Genomic DNA, 19,784 nt, shown 5'->3' on the forward strand with positions numbered 1-19,784 from the left:
TTATAAATACTTTACAGGATTGGTATTTGTGTTTGATAAAATGATTGCAAAATTAGGGATTTTTTTTGTAAGATACGCTACTAAAAGATTTTTTGTGTATTGTTCGCTTTCATAGTGCCCAATATCTGTTAATAATATGCCGTTTTCGGCAGTAAAAAAATCGTGATACTTTAAATCGGCTGTTACAAAAGCATCAGCACCAGAGGCTTTGGCTGCATTAATAGCAAAACTTCCTGAACCACCTAAAACAGCTACTTTTTTAATAGGCTTATCTAATAAAGCAGAGTGACGTATGCATTTTGTTTGCATTTTAGATTTTAAATGTTCTAAAAAGGAAGTTTCACCCATCTCTTTTTTTAATTCACCAATCATTCCTATGCCAATATGTTGATTTTTATTTTCGAGGGTTGTTACCTCGTATGCTACTTCTTCGTAAGGATGATTTTTAAATAAGGCTTGTAATATTTTTGACTCTAAGTGTTTTTGAAAAGTAACCGTGAGTTTAACCTCTTTCTCATATTGAGTTACTCCTTTTGTACCAATAGTAGGATTTGAGTGTTCATTTCCGTTAAAAGTTCCAGTACCATTAACATTAAAACTACAATTGTTATAGTTACCTATGGCTCCAGCTCCTGCACTAAACAAAGCTTCTCTTAGTTTTTTAGATTTTTCGATAGGAATGTAGGTGGTTAATTTTTTTATGGTACCTACTTGTGGAATTAGTATCTCTCTATTTACAAGTTCTAGTTGTTCACAAATTTTATCGTTTACACCTTGTAAGGCATTATCAAGCGCTGTATGGATTGCAAAAATTGAAATATCATGTTTAATGGCTTTCATTACAACTCTTTCAACGTACGATTTGCCTGTAAATGTTTTTAACCCTTTAAAAATAATAGGATGAAAGCTAACAATTAGGTTACATTTTTTTTCGATAGCTTCATCTACAACAGCTTCAAGAGTATCTAATGTTACCAGCACACCAGAAACTTTATTGTTTTTATTGCCAACTAATAAACCAACATTGTCAAAATCTTCAGCATATGATAATGGTGCTAACTCTTCTAAGTGATTAATAACGTCTTGTACAATCATAAAAAATTATGTTTAGATTCAAAGATAAATAATTACATTCACAAGTAGAGTTCTATTGTTTTTAAAAAGGTCTTGTGCAATCTTAAATGATATAATTGCTATCTTGGCATACTTTATAACTATTTTCGATTTTTTTACTGTGAAAATCTTAAGAAAAATATTATTTCCCATTGTTCCAATTTATTATGGAATAACTTGGTTGCGTAATATTTTTTACAATAAAGGTGTTTTTAAATCTAAAAGTTACAATTTTCCAATTATTTGTGTAGGTAATTTAAGTGTTGGTGGTACAGGCAAAACACCAATGATTGAATATTTAATACGATTGTTAAAAAGAGAATATAGTATTGCTACTTTAAGCAGAGGTTATAAGCGTTCTACTAAGGGTTTTCAAATTGCAAATAATTTATCTACTGCGCAAACTATAGGAGATGAGCCATACCAACTTCATCATAAATTTAAGGAGGTTACTATAGCTGTTGATGCTAACAGACAACAAGGTGTTTTAAAACTACAAAGTTTAAAAAAGCCTGATGTTATTTTGCTAGATGATGCATTTCAACATAGAAAAGTTAAAGCAGGTTTAAATGTATTATTGACACCTTGTAATAAATTATATGTTGACGATATAACTTTGCCAACAGGCGATTTGCGTGAACCAATTAGTGGAGCTAAAAGAGCAGATATTATTGTGGTTACTAAATGTGATAAAGGTATTTCTTTAGAAGAACGAAATAGAATTAAAAATCGATTAAACCCTAAATCTTATCAAGAGGTATTTTTTAGTACTATTAATTATTCTGAATATATTTTCTCAAATAAAAAGAAAGTTAATTTAAGTGAGTTAAAAGCTACAGCCTTTACACTTGTTACAGGGATTGCCAATGCGACACCACTTGTAAATTTCTTAGAAGAAGAAGGCTATAGATTTGAGCATCTTAATTTTAAAGATCATCATATGTTTACTGATGCAGAAATTAAAGATTTAAAAAAGAAGCAACTTATTTTAACTACCGAAAAAGATTTTACAAGATTGTCAGGTAAGATAGATATGCACAAGCTTTATTATTTACCTATAGAAGCGCAAGTTTTTGAAAGCGAAAAATTTAATAGTTTAATTTTAAATTATTTGATTAGTAGTAATTAAGTTGTAGTTGATGTTTGATTTTCTTTTAGCGCATCATATAGTTTTTTCTCAAAGTCTTCTTGTTTAAAAGGTTTCGAGATAATATCGTCAAATCCAGCTTCTTCAAACTCATGCATTTTATCTTCAAGCGTTACCGCTGTAAGTGCAAAAATTGTAAGCTCTTTGTCGAAAGCACGTATTTGTTTAGTAGCTTCTAAACCACTAATTCCAGGCATATGTATGTCCATTAATACGACATCGTATTCCACTTCTTTTACTTTTTCAACAGCATCTTCACCGTTGTCCACCAAATCACAAGTTAAGTTCATCTTATTTAAGATTTTTTTAGTGATCATTTGGTTAATTTTGTTGTCTTCTACTACTAAAATTCTCACGTTTTCTAAATCTAAGTTATTTAAATCATTTGCGTAATCTTTTTTATTTACTTCAGTCACTTCTTGACTTTCTTTTAAAGGTAGTTCTACAAAAAAGCTAGTTCCTTTCCCCAATTCACTTTTTAAATAAATTTTACCTTTTAAAATTTTAACTAAACCTTTTACAATTGAAAGCCCTAAACCAGTTCCGCCATATTTTCTATTAATTTGAACAGAGCCTTGTGAGAAGCTTTCAAACATACTTTCTTGCTTTTCTTTTGTAATCCCAATTCCGTTGTCTTCAACTTCAAGTCGGATGGTGTGTTTTTTATTTTTTAAACTTAATTGAGTAACTCGCACCCATATGTCGCCATCTTTAGTGAATTTTATAGAATTACCAATGAGGTTAATAAGTATTTGAGATATTTTTAGTTGATCGCCATTAAATATTTCTGGAAGCTTTTTATCATACTCAAAATGTATATACACATTATTATCTAAAGCAGAATTATTTAATGCAGCGATGACGTTTTCAACTTTATTTTTAAGGTTGAAAATTTCAGGATCAAGTTCTACTTTATTGGCTTCAATTTTATTTATCTGGAGAATATCATTAATAAAGGTTAGTAAGTAATCTCCAGAGAATTTTAGTGATTTTAAGTGTTGTAATTGCTCTGGTTTTGGGTCTTCCTCTAGTAACATGTTTGTTAAACCAGTAACTGCATACAGCGGTGTTCTTAACTCATGTGTTACTGTTGACAGGAAGTTTGTTTTTGTTTTTGCAGCAATTTCTGCTCTTTCTTTTTCGGTTAATAATTCTTCATTTTTTCGATACAACATGTTATTAGTTTTTAATCTAATATTGTTGTTCTTGTATAAGGATAGTGTAAGTAAAGAGAGTATGGTTATTAAACCAACGCTTAAAATTGTAGTTAATCTATTTAAACTATCCGATTCGTTTTTTGCTTTAATCTCTTCGGCTTGTGTTTGAATTAAAGTATCTTTATCTGCATCAATAATTTCTTTTTCGGCAATTAAGTGCTCTTTTTTAATGTTTGCTATAGAGTCGCTTAGTTTTATATATAGATTTAAATTTTGATTAGCTAATTGGTAGTTGCCAGTTTCTTCGTAAATAGTACTTAATACTTTGTATCCTTCATTTATAACATCGATGTTTTCGCTGCTTTTTGCAATGTTTACACCTTCTTTTGCTTGATTTAATGCGCGATTATATTTTTGTTCTTTACAGGCTATAATAGCACTTTTAATAAGCGCAGAACTTTGGGTTACAGGTAAATTGTATTTTTTAGATAAGATAATTGCCTTATCTACTAATGCATTGGCTTCAGTTAAGTTATTTTGAGCTATATAGGCTTTAGCTTCATTTAAGGTTACTTTTGCTACAAGTTCGTTAATGCCTTCTTCCTCAAAAATAGCTTTTGCAGATTTTAAATAATCTAAAGCGTTAGTAAAATCTTCTTGTGCTAAATAAATAATACCACAGGTATATCGAGATACAGCAAGATTAACTCTATCGTCTATCCTGCTTTGAATATTCATTGCTTTAATAATCGTGTAATTTGCTTCTTGGTATTTCTCTAGGTTGTACTGTAGGTTTGCAATTTTAGAGAGTATAATACCTTGATCCTTGTCACTTTCTATTTTCTCAGCAATTAATAATGCTTTTTCAAGTGTAGTAACTGCATTATAGTAATTAGAAAGTTGTGTTTCTTTATCTGCTTCACTAATAAAAAAGTCGATTTTATTTTTGTCTAAAGCAACATCGTTCTCAATGGAATCTTGAGGGTAAAAATTAGTGGTTAGTAAGACTAAAAAAACAAATATGTAATATTTGATTTGGGACATTTTTAGATCGTTTTATCGACAAATATAACATTTTATTCGATAAAATGCATTTTTTTTTAAAAAATGTGCATTTGGTCGATAAATTATATTTCTTCTAATTTAGAAATTAAATCAATAATTCTACTCGAATAACCTGTTTCGTTATCGTACCAGCCAATAATTTTAACCATATTCCCTATAACGGAAGTCATTTGAGAGTCGAAAATACAAGAATGTGTATTTCCTACAATATCAATTGATACAATAGGATCGTTGGTATATTCTAAAATACCTTTGTACTTATTTTTGGAAGCTTCTTTAAAAGCGTTATTTACTTCGTTTACGGTTACATTTTGTTTTACATTAAAAGTAATATCTGTGAGTGAACCATTTGCAACAGGAACTCTAATGCCACAACCTCCTATAACATCAGATAATTCAGGAAATATTTTAGTTAATGCTTTGGCAGCTCCAGTAGTGGTTGGTACAATAGATTGACCTGCAGCTCTAGCGCGCCTTAAATCGCGATGGGGTTGATCGTGTAAACTCTGATCGGTGGTGTAGGAGTGAATGGTAGTTATGTATGCTTGTTTTATACCACATAGATTATTGATAATATCTATCATAGGTGCGGCATTATTAGTTGTACATGAAGCATTAGAAACTATTACATCTTTTTTGTTTATTATATAATCGTTTACTCCTAAAACAATTGTATTTATAGAGTCATCAGTTGGAGGTACAGATAGTATTACTTTTGATGCACCATTATGAATATGGTGCATTAAATCTTCAGTAGTTTTAAATTTTCCTGAAGCTTCAATAACAACATCTACATTGTACGGTTTCCAGTTAATTGATTTTGGATGCTTTTTATTTTGGATGTTTACTTTATAGCTATCTATAATTATATGCTTGTCATCAAACGAAATGGTATTTGATAAAACACCATGAATACTATCATACTTTAACAGATGGCTAAGAGTTTTACTATCTGCTAAATCGTTTATAGCAACAACTCTAATGTTTGGATTATTAAGTAGAAGTCTAAATACACGTCTGCCAATTCTACCAAATCCGTTTATGGCAACATTAATCATATTTAATTAATATGTTTTTGAGCTTTATATGAAGATCTTACTAAAGCGCTGCTTTCCACATGACGAAATCCAAGATTAAGTCCAATTTCCTTATATTCTTGGAATTGGTCTGGTGTAACAAAGCGTTGTACAGGTAAGTGCTTTTTACTTGGCTGTAAATATTGCCCAATGGTAACCACATCTACCTTAGCGTCTTTAAGTTCGTGAAGCGTTTCAATAACTTCTTCTCGTTCTTCACCTAAACCAAGCATGATACCAGTTTTAGTTCTGCGTTGACCGTTGTCTTTTAAATATTTTAAAACTTCCAAGCTTCTGTCGTATTTTGCTTGAATACGAACCTCTCTTGTTAAACGACGTACAGTTTCCATGTTATGAGAAATAACTTCGGGAGCGACTTCTAAAACTCTATCTAAATGCTGTTCAATACCTTGAAAATCAGGAATTAAAGTTTCCATTGTGGTTTCAGGATTCATACGTCTTACTGCTTTTACGGTTTCAGCCCACATTATGCTTCCCATGTCTTTTAAATCGTCTCTATCAACACTCGTTAAAACCGCATGTTTGATATTCATTATTTTTATAGAACGTGCTACTTTTTCTGGTTCGTCCCAATCTACTGATTCAGGTCTTCCAGTTTTTACACCACAAAAGCCACACGAACGTGTGCAAATGTTACCAAGAATCATAAAGGTTGCGGTTCCTTCTCCCCAACATTCGCCCATGTTTGGGCAACTTCCAGAGGTGCAAATAGTATTTAGCTTATATTTATCAACCAGTCCTCTTAACTCGGTATATTTTTTACCTGTAGGCAGTTTAACTCTAAGCCATTTAGGTTTTGGTTCACGCTTGGTTGTAATTGATTCGGTACTCATACGTTTTATAATAATGACTGCAAAGATACAAAGTATAGAATTAAAAATAGGCTATAAAGTGGTTAGATAATAAATGCTAAATCCTATTAAAAAAATTATTCCTAACCAGCTTAAAATATGCATTTTTAAAGATGGTCTTGCCTTTTCAGGAGTATGCTTACTACTAATTAACTTATAGTTTATAATAGCATAGAATGGTGCTGTTAAAAACGAAAGAACCGTAGCTATTTTTACAAGCAACCCCATTTCGGAAGCGAAAGCAAAAAATATAATTATGGTACCAATGGCTAAGGTGAAAATCCAATATAAAAATCCATTTTTAAATGTTTTATTAAATAGTAACTGCGTAGTTCTATGCATAGCTCTTGGTGAAGCGTCTAGTGTTGTAAGTGTAGTACTAAACATGGTGGTAAATGCAGCAATACCAATAATAATGTAAGCCCAATTACCTAAGCTAGTTGTGTACATTTCTATTAATTGATTAGAAAATTCGCTAGCAGCACCACTAAATGTTTCGCCACTATTAAACATTACTAAGCATCCTAAAAGGACAAATCCGATTCCTAAAATTATAGTGCTAATATACCCAACGTTAAAGTCAAATAAAGCAGATTTAGCATTAAATTCTTTGTCTTCCTTTCTTTTTTCAACAGCCCATAATGAGTGCCATATCGAAATATCTAAAGGTGCTGGCATCCAGCCCATAAAAGCAATTAAAAAGCCTATTTCTAAAGTTTCTTTTGGTAACACTTGGGCCATTGAAATAGGAGTATCGTTACTAACTAGAGCAACTACTACTGCAGCAATGGTACTAATTGATAGCGTGATTATTATAATTTTTATTAAACCGTCAAGTAGTTTGTATTTACCTATTATTAGAAGCACAAGACATATTGCTAAAATAATGACTGTCCAAATTTTAACAGCTAATTCGGCATTGAAACCCAAATTTCCAAATAACGACGATGCTAAACCTGCTGAAACAATAGTTACAGCTGTTTGAATAGCGAACATTGTTCCAAAAGTTAATACATAGTAGGTTATTAAGATACCATTGCCCATTTTTTTGTAACCATCTAATAAGCTTTCGCCAGTAGCTGATGCATATCTTGGACCGAATTGAAAGAAAGGATATTTAAAAAGATTTACTAATAATAAAGCCCAAAGCAAGCCTAATCCAAAGTCGGCTCCAGCTCTTGTTGATTGTACCAAATGTGATACACCAATGGCTGCACCTGCAAACAACAAACCTGGACCAAGCTTTTTAAGATTAATTGTCATTTCTTTTTTAGAATAATTTCTGCAAGGAGCTTTTTTGCTCTTAGTAGCTTAACTTTAACATTACTCATTGGTTCATTAAGAATGTTAGAGATTTCTAAATAACTAAGTTCTTGAAAGTAACGTAAGTTTATTACTTCTTGATAATGAGGTTTTAACTTTTTTATATCGCGTAATAATTTTGCTAAATTTTGCTCTGTAATAATAGTGTCTTCTATGGTTGGTGTTTCGTCAACAATGCCTTTAACACGTTCGTCGTGGTCATCACTTCTTTCATTTGAAATAGATTTCTTTTTCACTCTTAAAAAATCAACATGAATATTTTTTGCGATAGTGATAAGCCATGTTTTAAACTTATATTTTTCTTTATAAGTGTCTATTTTGTCAAAAGCTCTAGAGAAGGTTTGTATGGTAATATCTTCAGCATCATTTTCGTTTTGAGTTCGTTTAAGTAAAAAACCGTAAACATCATTCCAAAAGGTGTCTAACAGAAAATTGAAAGCTATTTGATTGTTTTCTTTTGCTTTTTTAATGGCATCTTTTATTTCCAACGATTGTGTTTTGAAGTATTATTAGATATAAAGATAGCCATTTGTGAGACAATTAAAAACAATTCAACAACAGGAAGGAAAATTAAAAGATCTTTTTCGTTTAGTTTTTTAGCAGACATTCCTATAATAATATATTGTACAATAAATCGTACAAGAATTAATCCTAAAACAATTTTCCAGTTAAATAAAGCCATAAGAAGGATTAAGCTTAAAATCCAAAAGAGAATTTGGGAGACATAAAACAATCCTAAAATTAGTTTGTGTTTTAGTTTGTAATATTTGGCAGTAGAAACATGTCGTTTTTTTTGGGTAATCCATTCCGATAATGAATGTTTAGGAATAGATTCAGTAAAGCTGTCTTTAGAAATACATATAGTTGTGTTTGTTGCATCTGCAATTTGGTTTACAAACAAATCATCGTCACCAGAGCGAACATTCATATGATTCATAAAGCCACGAGCTTCAAAAAAGGTTTCTTTTCTGTATGCTAGATTTCTGCCAACAGCCATATATGGCATTCCAATTTTTGCATAGGAGAAGCATTGAATAGCAGTTAGAAGTGTTTCGAAGCGAATGAGTTTATTTAAAAAACCTTTACCTTTTCTATAAGCACCATAACCCAACACGATTCTTTTTTTGTTGGTAAAATGACTACTCATTTCTTTAATCCAGTTTTTAGATAGTGGTTTACAGTCGGCATCTGTAAAAAGGAGAAAATTGTTTGATGATGCCTTTATACCAAGTGTTAAGGCATATTTTTTATTTCCCCAAAAGGCTTCAATAGGCTTTACATCTACAATCTTAATGTTATTATTTGTAGCTTGAAACGATTTCATGACCGCTAAGGTTTCGTCATTAGAGCAATCGTTAATTAAAACCAATTCAAACGATGGATAATCTTGATCTAATATTAGCGGAATAAATTCTTTTAAGTTTTTTGCCTCATTTTTTGCACAAACAAGTACAGAAACGGCTATGTTTTTTTGTTTTTGTGGATAATGATTTAGAAGAATAAACTGTGAAAAAATACTGTAATAAAGTAGTTGAATAATTACAACTGTAATAAATGTGTAAAATAATGCATTTAATACAATCATTAGAGCTTATGAGTGCTGAGGTTCATTACAGCTTTTAAATTGATCTGGGGTTTTTCCACAAAAACCACAAGCTTGCCCATCTTTGTTTAACATAGGATTTTGGCTAGCACAAGTTCCAGCAAATTCCCCATCCTTTTTTGCCCATAGTTTAATGGCAATTCCAGCTACAGCTACAGCTAATAAGACTAATGTGATAATAAGAAGTTTCATATACTAAAAATTTATGCAAAGATAATTCATTCTAGTAAATTATTATAGTAAACCGTGTTTTAGTATTTGTGTATCATAGATTAAAAATATAAACACCTTATTATTAATTGCTTATATTTATTAATGTCTAACTAATTAAATAAACTATTATGAAAAAAAATATTTCAGAATTATTTGGAACGTTTTGCCTTACACTATTTGGCTGTGGTGCCGCAGCAATTGCAGGAGGAACAGTTGGTGCTGTATCTGGACTTGGGCTATTGGGAATTTCACTAGCTTTTGGTTTGGCTGTGGTTGTTATGGCTTATACTATCGGTCCTATATCTGGTTGTCATATCAATCCTGCAATTTCAATAGGTATGTTAGCAGCTGGTAAATTATCAGTTAAGGATACAGTAGGTTATGTTATTGGACAAAGTATTGGAGCAGTGTTAGCTATTTTAGTATTATCAACGTTGCTAAACGGACAATCAGGATTTGTTGCAGGAGAATGGGCTTATGGTTCTAACGGTTGGGGAGAAGGATATCTTGGAAACTATTCTATGCAAGCAGCATTTATAGCTGAACTTGTTTTTACAGCTATTTTCTTAATAGTAATTCATGCGGTTACGTCTAAATTAGGCAACGTTACTATGGCTGGATTAGCCATAGGTTTAACTTTGGTTTTAATACATATGGTTGCTATTCCAATAACAGGGACTTCAGTTAATCCAGCGAGAAGTTTGGGCCCAGCAATTTTTGCAGGAGGAATGGCTTTACAACAACTTTGGCTATTTATTGTAGCTCCAATAGTTGGAGCCATTATTGGTACTCTAGCATGGAAGTATGCGATAGCAACTGAAAATAATTAAATAAAAAAAGAGACTTTAAATTTAAAGGCTCTTTTTTATAACTAAGCGTGCTGTGTTATTTGTCTTTCTTTTTTAAAGAAATTTCGGCAACCGAATTTTCTAAAGAAGCATTATTATTGCCACCTTTTGGTTCGATTGTAATGTTTAAACTTAAGGCGTCTTCAATATACGGAACCGATTTAAGTTTTCTATTTTCTATATCGAGTATTCCTAAATTTACCATTTTGTCTTGCATTTGCGCCCATAATTGGTAAGATTGCTCTTCAGATATTTCAGGAAGAGATACAACATCGATCAACGAAGATTTTTCAATTGGATTAATATATGCTACAGTTTTTAGGTCTTTGGCTCTATTATTTCCTCTTAAAACATACTTTTCTGTTTCAGGATTATTTAATCTCATGAATTGTCTCATAACATCATCAAGCTTACTATTGTTTTGTTGAATATCGTCTCTTAAATCGAAAATTTCTTCAACAATAGTGTTGTTTTCGTTAGCAAGTTTCTGGTTATTAGTATAAAGTGTATAAGATGTTCCAGCAAAAACTAAAGCTATAATGCTTGCTGCAATACTCCACCAATATGATATTTTTCGTTTAGACTGTAAGTGTATTACAGGTTTTTCGTTTATGGCATCTAAAATAACATCTAGTGTATAAGAAGGAGGTCTAACAACTTGAGCTTTTGCAGCTAATTCTAGCTGGTCTTGCAACAAATTATACTCCTCTTGTACCTCTGGATGTTTTAGCATAAATGACTCAACTGCTACAGTTTCTGAAGCTGTAGTAGCTCCAATTAAGTACTTGTCTAGTAAACCAGAATCTAAAAACTTTTGTACTTTTTTATCCATGACTGTAATTTTTATGGATTATAGATTTTTTTTAATTCTCTTAATCCAATTTTTAATCTGGACTTTATCGTTCCAAGAGGAATGTCTAATTCATCGCTAGCTTCCTGTTGTGTCATGCCTTCAAAAAACAAGGCTTTTAACACTTCTTGGTACTTCTCGTCCAATGTTGCAACATGCTTTTGTAAATCTAATGTGTCTTGATTTAACTCAGCTGTTGATATTTTATATACGTTTGAATCGGCAATTTGGATTTCCTTTTCAAATTTTAAATTATGACTTCGTAATTTGTCGATTGCTGTATTTCGTGCAATGCGATATAACCAAGTAAATAATTTGGCTTTTTTTTCGTCATATTTTTGTGAATATCTCCAAACTTTAATAAATGTTTCTTGTAGAACATCTTGAGCCATAGCCTCATCCTTTATTATTTTTTGGATGACACCTAGTAACGCTCCAGAATAATTCTCGTAAATTATCGGAATGGCTCTTTTATCTCCTTCTTTAAGAAGGCTAACAATATGTTGCTCTATTAATGAAACCAAGTTAGGTGTATATTTTTTACATGAAATTAAAATGTTTTGTTAGGTCATAATACCTAACTATAAATTTAATAAAAATCAAGATAGTTAGTATTTGTTTTAAATTTTGGTGTTAAAGAGGTTTAAAATTTCTAATTAGTGTAACGTAAAATGTTAAAAAATATTTACTTCAGCTTCTAAATTAATATTAAAAATACGTTTTATGGTCTTTTGTATTAGTTTAGATAAATTTAAAATATCTGTCCCTTTAGCATTACCGTAGTTTACCAAAACCAAAGCTTGATTTTTATGTACACCATAATTATCAAATGTTTTTCCTTTAAACCCAGCATGTTCAATTAGCCATCCAGCTGGCACTTTAACCAATTTATTTGAAACATTATAATTTGGTATGTTAGGGAAGTTTTGCTTTAATAAATCGAACTGTTTTTTTGAAATGATTGGATTTTTAAAAAAGCTACCACTATTTCCAATTTTACTAGGGTCAGGAAGCTTTGATGATCTAATCGCAATAACAGCATTAGAAACATCTTTAATAGTTGGTTTAGTGATATTATTACGTTCTAATTCATTTTTTATAGCACCGTATTCAGTTTTAATGTTATGATGTTGAGTAGAAAGTTTAAAGGTTACACTTAAAATTATATATTGCCCTTTAAGATCGTTTTTAAAAACAGAATTTCTATAATCAAATTGACAATCTTCTTTTGTAAATGTTCTTATTTCCCCAGAATGTATATCTAGCACCTCACATGATTGAAAAACATCTTTAAGCTCTACACCGTAAGCACCAATGTTTTGTATGGGAGCAGTGCCAACATTTCCAGGTATTAAAGACAAGTTTTCTACACCACCATAATTATTATCAATACACCAAAGGACAAATTTATGCCAATTTTCTCCAGCATTAGCTTCTACAGAAACGGTTGAGTCAGTTTTAGAGACTGTTTTAATTCCTTTTAGGTTTATATGAAGCACTAGCGACTCTATATTTTTGGTGAGCAGCATATTGCTTCCTCCGCCTAAAATAAATTTATTGGGATAGCCTTTTAGTTTTAAAATATTCTGGAGTTCATTTATAGTATTAACTGATGCAAAATGCTTTGCCGAAACATCTATTCCAAAAGTATTGTAAGATTTTAGTGATATGTTTTGTTGAATATTCACTAGTCTTTATACACTTTTAAGGCTTCTTTAATAATATTTACAGCTTTAATTAAACTTTCTTTATTTAAAACGTAAGCGATTCTTATTTGATTTAAACCAACTCCTGGAGTAGAATAAAACCCAGCAGCTGGAGCAACCATAACTGTTTCATCATTAATATCAAACTTTTCTAAAAGCCATTGTGCAAATACATCGGCATCATTAATTGGTAATTCTGCAATGCAGTAAAAAGCACCTTTAGGTTTGGCAACTTTTACGCCTTCAATTTTTTGTAGCTCTTCAATAAGAGTATTTCGTCTATCAACATATTCGTCAATGACTTCATCAAAATAACTTTGAGGTGTTTGTAAAGCAGCCTCACTGGCAATTTGTGCTAAAGTAGGAGGAGATAATCGAGCTTGTGCAAATTTTAATGCTGTTTGAATAACGTCTTTGTTTTTTGATACTAAGCAGCCTATTCTAGCGCCACACATACTGTACCTTTTAGAAACGGAGTCAATCATAATGGCATGTTGTTCTAAACCATCTTCCTGCATAATAGAGTAGTGCGTTGCACCATCATAGGCAAATTCTCGATAAACTTCATCAGCTATTAAGAATAAATCATGCTTTTTAACTATAGTAGCCAGTTTTTTAATTTCCTCTTTTGAGTATAAATAACCTGTTGGGTTTCCAGGGTTGCAAATTAATATGGCTTTGGTTTTTGGTGTAATGAGTTTTTCAAATTCTTCAATTGGAGGTAAAGCAAAATTATCTTCAATTTTTGAAATTACAGGAACTACATTTACTCCCGAAGCTATTGAAAAACCATTGTAATTGGCATAAAAAGGCTCAGGGATTATGATTTCATCATCAGTATCCATAATGCTTCCAAAAGCAAATAGTAAAGCCTCGCTGCCTCCAGTAGTTACTATAATGTCATCATGTTTTACATGTATATCATTTTTAGCATAATAATCTGCTATTTTGGTTCTGTAGCCTTCAGATCCTTCAGAGCGCGTGTATGCCAAAATATCTAATGAATGTACTTTAACAGCATCTAAGGCTATTTGAGGTGTTTTTATATCTGGTTGACCAATATTTAAGTGGTAAACTGTTTTTCCTTGTTTATATGCGTTTTCAGCAAATGGCACCAATTTTCTTATTGGTGATTGTGGCATCGCTTTTCCTTTGTTTGATATATTTGGCATCTTGTAATTTTTAATAGAACTGCAAAGTTGCAAAAAATAATCTTAAAGTTTATTTAAAAAGTAAAGCTTTAGATAGCATTTCTAAAAAAGATTTGTAAATTGAAATAGTCTATAATTAATTGCATGAAAAAGAGATGTTTAGTTTTTTTAATACTATTTGTATTGAGTTTGTCTGCTTACACACAAAGTAAATATACTTTACAAAATAGTGAGAAGGATAAAATTAGTTTTAAATTAATAAATAATTTAATTGTTATTCCTGTTGAAGTTAATGGTGTGCCATTATCATTCCTTTTAGATACTGGAGTTAGTAAAGCCATAATTTTCAATTTTGTGAATGTTTCAGATGAGCTTAAAATTAACCGTACTGAGGAATTTTTTTTAAGAGGCTTAGGTGAGGGAGATACAGTTCAAGCTCTTAAATCTAGTGATAACATATTTAAAATAGGAGATGCTGTAAATATTGAGCAGGATGTTTTTACAATTTTTGATCCTTCTTTAAATTTTACACCTCAGTTAGGAATACCTATTCATGGCATCATTGGATATGATTTATTAAAAGACTTTGTAGTAGAAATAAACTACTCAAAAAAGCAAATAGTATTGCACGATCCTGATTTTTATCAACCCAAAAAATGTAAAAAATGTGAGACTTTCAATCTAGATTTTTCCACAAAAAAACCATTTATAAATGGAAGTGTTGCTATAAGAGATAATGAAAAAAGTGTACCTGTAAAGCTTTTAATAGATAGTGGTGGAAGTGATGCACTTTGGTTGTTTAAAGATAAAGAACACAATATTAATGTGCCTACAAGGTATTTTGATGACTTCTTAGGTAGAGGATTAAGTGGTAGTGTTTATGGTAAACGCTCAAAAATTAGTAGATTTTCAATTGGAAGTTTTACTCTTGAGTCTGTGAATACTGCTTTTCCTGATTCTACTTCAATTGCTTTTGCAAAAAAATTCAAAGAAAGAAATGGAAGCTTAGGAGGCGAAATTTTAAAACGCTTTAATGTGATTTTTGATTACTCTAATAAGAAAATTACTTTACGAAAAAACAGCAGCTTTAAAGAACCGTTTTATTATAATAAAAGTGGTATTTCTCTTGAACATAGTGGTATGAGAGTTGTTAAAGAATTAGATAAAAAACAAGCTAAAATGCCTTATGGAACAACTAATAATAGTGCAGGAGGAAATATTATTAATCTTTCTAAATCATACAAATATGTACTAGCGCCTTCATTGGCTATTGTAGAGTTAAGAAAAGGTTCTCCAGCTGAAAAAGCAGGATTAAGACTTGATGATATTATATTAAGTGTTAATAATAAAGATGTTCATTTGTATTCTATCCAAGAAGTTATACAATTATTTTACGGTCCAGATGGTAAACGAGTAAGGATGATAATAGATAGAAATGGAGTGCAAATGAAGTTTAGTTTTCAGTTAGAAAGTATGTTCTAAAAAAAAATCCTCCTATTGGAGGATTTTTGTATGTTGGGTATAACGTTCTTATTGTTCTAAAACACTTTTACTGTTCTTTTCTAAGACACTGCTTTTACTTTGGGTCTATTACATTTCCTTTAATTTTTAAAGCAACTGTAGGAGTCTCAGCGTTAGATGTAACAGTAATGGTTTTTCTAATAGGCATTACTCTATTAGTGTCATACTTTACTGTAATTTCACCAGTTTGTCCAGCCATAATAGGTTCTTTTGGCCAAGAAGGAACAGTACAACCACAGCTAGATTTAACTTTAGTTATAATTAAGGGAGCTTCACCAGTATTTGTAAATTCAAATACGCGAACACCATTAGCACCTTTTTCAATTGTACCGTAGTCAATAGTTTCAGTTTTAAACTTGATTTTTGCAACTTTATCTTGAGCAGATACTGCAAAACCAATCATTCCAACGAATAATAAGATTACTAATTTTTTCATCATTTTAGTTTTTAAATCATTGTAAACATACATACATTTTTAGCAATCTACAAAAATATTAGACGTAATACATTCTTGATTATGCATTCAACACATAGTTAAGGATATTATTAAGTCAATTAATTTCGCAGAAAACAAAATATACCTACTTTTGCACATTATTATTCAAAAACTATTCCAAAGTATGTCTATTCCATCACAATATGATGCAAATAATGTAGAAAACAAGTGGTACGATTACTGGATGAAACACAACTATTTTCATTCAGAACCAGATGAAAGAGAACCATATACTATAGTCATTCCTCCACCTAATGTTACAGGCGTATTGCATATGGGACATATGCTAAATAATACGTTGCAAGATGTATTAATTCGTCGTGCACGCTTGTTAGGAAAAAATGCATGTTGGGTTCCTGGAACAGACCACGCATCTATTGCTACTGAAGCAAAGGTTGTTGCAAAACTTAAGGAGCAAGGAATAGATAAAAATGATTTGTCTCGAGACGAATTTTTAAAACATGCCTGGGACTGGACACACGAGTATGGAGGTGTAATTTTAGAGCAGCTTAAAAAGTTGGGATGTTCTTGTGATTGGGGTCGTACAAAGTTTACGATGGATGAGGATATGAGCGAAGCGGTTATTAATGTTTTTGTGGACTTATATAACAAAGGCTTAATTTATCGTGGTTACCGAATGGTAAACTGGGATCCTGAAGCTAAAACAACCCTATCTGACGAAGAAGTTGAGTATATCGATAAACAAGGAAAATTATACCACGTTGCATATAAAATAAAAGACTCTAACGAGGTTGTCACTATTGCAACGACACGTCCTGAGACTATTTTAGGTGATACAGCAATTTGTATCAATCCAAATGATGAAAGATATATACACTTAAAAGGTAAAAAGGTAATTGTACCTATTTGTAATAGAGAAATTCCAATAATTGAAGACGATTATGTAGATATGGAGTTTGGTACTGGTTGTTTAAAAATTACGCCAGCGCATGATGTAAATGATAAAGAGATAGGTGATAAGCACAACCTAGATGTTATAGATATTTTTAATGACGATGCGACGCTTAATAGCTTTGGATTACATTATGAGGGGAAAAACCGTTTTGAAGCAAGAAAGGAGATTGTTAAAGAACTAGAAATCTTAGGTTGCTTAACTAAAGTTGAAGATTATAATAATAGAGTAGGTATTTCTGAGCGTACAAAAGCCATTATAGAACCACGTTTAAGCGACCAATGGTTTTTAAAAATGGAAGATTTAGTAAAACCTGCAATTTCAGCTGTTTTAGAAACAGGAGATATTAAGTTTTTTCCAAAGAAAATAGAAAACACCTACAGACATTGGATGACCAATATTCGTGATTGGAATATTTCTCGTCAATTACTTTGGGGACAACAAATTCCAGCGTATTATTATGGCGATGGTATTGAAGATTTTGTTGTAGCGAAATCAATTGATGAGGCACTTACAAAAGCAAAAGAAAAAACTCAAAGCACAGCGTTAACTGTTGGTGATTTAACTCAAGAATCAGATGTGGTTGATACATGGTTCTCATCTTGGTTATGGCCAATAAGTGTGTTTGATGGTATTAGACATCCAGAGAATAAAGATATAGCATACTATTATCCAACAAACGATTTGGTTACTGGACCAGACATTATTTTCTTTTGGGTAGCACGTATGATTATTTCTGGCTATGAGTATAAAAATGAAAAGCCTTTCAATAATGTATATTTTACAGGAATAGTACGTGACAAGCAAGGACGAAAAATGTCTAAGCAGTTAGGAAACTCGCCAGATGCCTTAAAGTTAATAGAAACTTACGGAGCCGATGGTGTAAGGGCAGGAATGCTATTATTAAGTTCAGGTGCTGGAAACGATTTGTTATTTGATGAAGAAAAATGTCAGCAAGGAAAAGCCTTTGCTAACAAAATATGGAATGCCTTTAGATTAATAAATGGTTGGGAAGTAGCCAACATCGAGCAACCAGAATATGCTAAAATAGCTATTGATTGGTACGAAAATAAATTCCAAGAAACCTTAGCAGTTATTGAAGATCATTTTAGCAAATACCGCTTAAGTGATGCGTTGATGGAAACTTATAAGCTTATCTGGAACGACTTCTGTTCGTGGTTGTTAGAGATGGTTAAGCCAGCTTATCAGCAACCAATAGATAAAACAACGTTTGATGCTGTAATTACTATTTTAGAAAATAACTTAAAAATATTACATCCATTTATGCCTTTCCTAACGGAAGAGATTTGGCAACATATTGCTAAACGTTCACCTGAAGAAGCTTTAATAGTTGCTAAATGGCCTGAAAGTAGAAAAATAGATAAAACTATTATTAAAGCATTTGATTTTGCATCGGAAGTTATTTCAGGAATTCGTACCATTAGAAAGCAAAAAAATATTGTCTTTAAAGATGCTATTGAATTATCGGTTTTAAATAACGAAAATGCTCCTAATGGATTTGATGTAGTTATTAAAAAACTAGGTAATGTCTCTAACTTAAATTATACTGATACTGCTATTGATGGAGCTTTAACTTTTAGAGTAAAATCTAACGAGTATTTTGTGCCAATGCAAGGGAGTATTGATGTGGAAGCTGAAATAGCAAAGCTCACAGAAGAGTTAAACTACACTGAAGGCTTTTTGAAATCGGTACAAAAGAAACTAGCTAACGAGCGTTTTGTAAACAATGCACCAGAGCAAGTAGTAGCTAGCGAAAAGAAAAAAGAGGCAGATGCTTTGGCAAAAATTGAAACGATTAAAGCGAGTTTAGCTAGTTTGAATTAATCTTGTCATTGCGAGGAGTTTATGACGTGGCAATCTTTTAAATAAATCTTATTGTTTAATTTAGTGAATTGGGTGTTAAAAGTGCGGAATGACAGATTAGAGAATTAGGATTTTATAAGCGAGAACTAGCCATTGTTGTACAACGTTTTTATTTAATATTTTTTTCGGACATCAGTTGTTTCTTCACTTTTGGATTATTCATTATTGATTTCTTGAAGTCTTTAAAATCCCCATAATTATTCGGTGAATCTTTTATTTGTTCATATAGGAACGATTTGTCTGTTTGGGGATAAATTATGATAGTTTCTCCAAATCTTAAATCAAAAAGTTTCATATTAAGAAGCAAAGTAGAAAATCCATCTGGACTTGCAGAAAATACCCAATCAAATTCATTATTTATTACTTTAAATATTCCTTGTGCTGTCAAATAGGGATAATTTCGAGAATCAACCAATGTAGTTTCTTCTGCACCCTTGTCATTTGTTAAAATCAGTAAGGTTAGTTTATTGATTATTTTTTCGCTTTCAGGGTTTTCATATTCTCCAATTCTAACACCTTTAAAAACTGTTGAGTCCATTTCAATTGAAAACGGAATACTGGATACAGAGTAGTCATATTCAGCTACTGGAAAAGGTGATTTGTTTAAAGGATAACTCTGGAAAATTTCAGAATACTTATTATATGTTTCAATGTCTTGATTAAATAGCTTTATGTCCCATTTATTAGTATCAAGATGTTGAATAGCTCTATTGTTTAATTTTTCAACATCCCATTTCTTTTTTTCAGCTGTTTGAGCAACCGAATTCGATTTTTCTCTCTCTTGACAAGAATGAAAGAGAATTCCCAAAATTATTATTAGTAACTTTTTTGTCATTTTCAAATGTT

Annotated in this window: 18 protein-coding genes; 4 read left to right on the plus strand and 14 right to left on the minus strand. The window is 31.4% G+C overall.

The features are described from left to right. Positions 1-1,095: a Nif3-like dinuclear metal center hexameric protein gene (locus E5167_RS05035; protein ID WP_136841658.1), complete on the minus strand. Its 1,095-nt coding sequence runs from the start codon at positions 1,093-1,095 to the stop codon at positions 1-3. A 139-nt stretch (positions 1,096-1,234) separates the two neighbouring features. Between E5167_RS05035 and lpxK the strand changes: the two genes are divergently transcribed. Further along, on the plus strand, positions 1,235-2,242 hold the full coding sequence (lpxK, locus tag E5167_RS05040) for a tetraacyldisaccharide 4'-kinase (protein WP_136841659.1): 1,008 nt from the start codon (positions 1,235-1,237) through the stop codon (positions 2,240-2,242). Here the strand turns inward: lpxK and E5167_RS05045 are convergent. From E5167_RS05045 to E5167_RS05075, 7 genes are all read right to left on the minus strand, one after another. Then, complete coding sequence (locus E5167_RS05045; RefSeq protein ID WP_136841661.1) at positions 2,239-4,461, minus strand: ATP-binding protein; 2,223 nt, start codon at positions 4,459-4,461, stop codon at positions 2,239-2,241. The two genes, lpxK and E5167_RS05045, sit on opposite strands and share 4 nt — an antisense overlap. Positions 4,462-4,544: 83 nt before the next feature. Next, positions 4,545-5,540 carry a type I glyceraldehyde-3-phosphate dehydrogenase gene (gene gap / locus E5167_RS05050; RefSeq protein WP_136841663.1) on the minus strand — a complete coding sequence of 332 codons (996 nt, stop codon included), beginning with the start codon at positions 5,538-5,540 and terminating at the stop codon, positions 4,545-4,547. A 2-nt stretch (positions 5,541-5,542) separates the two neighbouring features. Beyond that, positions 5,543-6,412, minus strand: a complete 870-nt coding sequence (lipA, locus tag E5167_RS05055; protein WP_136841665.1) for a lipoyl synthase — start codon at positions 6,410-6,412, stop codon at positions 5,543-5,545. Positions 6,413-6,463: 51 nt separating this feature from the next. Beyond that, entirely contained in the window at positions 6,464-7,693 is a 1,230-nt protein-coding gene (locus E5167_RS05060; RefSeq protein WP_136841667.1) for an Nramp family divalent metal transporter, read from the minus strand. Further along, positions 7,690-8,241, minus strand: coding sequence for an RNA polymerase sigma factor (locus tag E5167_RS05065; protein ID WP_136841669.1), 552 nt, complete (start codon positions 8,239-8,241; stop codon positions 7,690-7,692). The genes E5167_RS05060 and E5167_RS05065 overlap by 4 nt, the downstream gene beginning before the upstream one ends. Then, entirely contained in the window at positions 8,232-9,338 is a 1,107-nt protein-coding gene (locus E5167_RS05070) for a glycosyltransferase (RefSeq protein ID WP_136841671.1), read from the minus strand. The genes E5167_RS05065 and E5167_RS05070 overlap by 10 nt, the downstream gene beginning before the upstream one ends. A 6-nt stretch (positions 9,339-9,344) precedes the next feature. After that, a complete protein-coding gene (locus tag E5167_RS05075; RefSeq protein WP_136841673.1) occupies positions 9,345-9,548 on the minus strand; it encodes a membrane or secreted protein in 204 nt (67 codons plus the stop codon). A 149-nt stretch (positions 9,549-9,697) separates the two neighbouring features. On the opposite strand from E5167_RS05075, the gene E5167_RS05080 reads away from it, so the two are divergent. Further along, the gene (locus E5167_RS05080; protein ID WP_136841675.1) at positions 9,698-10,399 is read left to right on the plus strand and encodes an MIP family channel protein; all 702 of its coding nucleotides are present in this window, start codon (positions 9,698-9,700) and stop codon (positions 10,397-10,399) included. A gap of 55 nt (positions 10,400-10,454) precedes the next feature. Here E5167_RS05080 and E5167_RS05085 read toward each other — a convergent pair whose 3' ends face one another. From E5167_RS05085 to E5167_RS05100, 4 genes are all read right to left on the minus strand, one after another. Next, positions 10,455-11,249 (minus strand): anti-sigma factor, encoded by a 795-nt coding sequence (locus tag E5167_RS05085; protein ID WP_136841677.1) that lies wholly within the window; start codon positions 11,247-11,249, stop codon positions 10,455-10,457. An 11-nt stretch (positions 11,250-11,260) separates the two neighbouring features. Further along, positions 11,261-11,791, minus strand: a complete 531-nt coding sequence (locus E5167_RS05090) for an RNA polymerase sigma factor (RefSeq protein ID WP_136841679.1) — start codon at positions 11,789-11,791, stop codon at positions 11,261-11,263. A 150-nt stretch (positions 11,792-11,941) separates the two neighbouring features. After that, entirely contained in the window at positions 11,942-12,955 is a 1,014-nt protein-coding gene (gene murB, locus E5167_RS05095) for a UDP-N-acetylmuramate dehydrogenase (RefSeq protein ID WP_136841681.1), read from the minus strand. Further along, complete coding sequence (locus E5167_RS05100) at positions 12,955-14,145, minus strand: pyridoxal phosphate-dependent aminotransferase (RefSeq protein WP_136841683.1); 1,191 nt, start codon at positions 14,143-14,145, stop codon at positions 12,955-12,957. Before E5167_RS05100 ends, murB begins: the two co-directional genes overlap by 1 nt. A 123-nt stretch (positions 14,146-14,268) precedes the next feature. Here E5167_RS05100 and E5167_RS05105 point away from each other — a divergent pair, with 123 nt between their 5' ends. After that, a complete protein-coding gene (locus E5167_RS05105) occupies positions 14,269-15,606 on the plus strand; it encodes a PDZ domain-containing protein (RefSeq protein ID WP_136841685.1) in 1,338 nt (445 codons plus the stop codon). Positions 15,607-15,700: 94 nt separating this feature from the next. Here the strand turns inward: E5167_RS05105 and E5167_RS05110 are convergent, their stop codons facing one another. After that, complete coding sequence (locus tag E5167_RS05110; protein WP_169301376.1) at positions 15,701-16,081, minus strand: DUF1573 domain-containing protein; 381 nt, start codon at positions 16,079-16,081, stop codon at positions 15,701-15,703. Positions 16,082-16,265: 184 nt separating this feature from the next. Here E5167_RS05110 and E5167_RS05115 point away from each other — a divergent pair, with 184 nt between their 5' ends. Then, positions 16,266-18,899, plus strand: coding sequence for a valine--tRNA ligase (locus E5167_RS05115; RefSeq protein WP_136841687.1), 2,634 nt, complete (start codon positions 16,266-16,268; stop codon positions 18,897-18,899). 148 nt (positions 18,900-19,047) lie between these two features. Here E5167_RS05115 and E5167_RS05120 read toward each other — a convergent pair whose 3' ends face one another. Continuing rightward, the gene (locus E5167_RS05120) at positions 19,048-19,773 is read right to left on the minus strand and encodes a hypothetical protein (RefSeq protein WP_136841689.1); all 726 of its coding nucleotides are present in this window, start codon (positions 19,771-19,773) and stop codon (positions 19,048-19,050) included. Between the last annotated feature and the right edge of the window lie 11 nt (positions 19,774-19,784).

This window comes from Pontimicrobium aquaticum, from assembly GCF_005047595.1.
GTDB lineage: Bacteria > Bacteroidota > Bacteroidia > Flavobacteriales > Flavobacteriaceae > Pontimicrobium > Pontimicrobium aquaticum.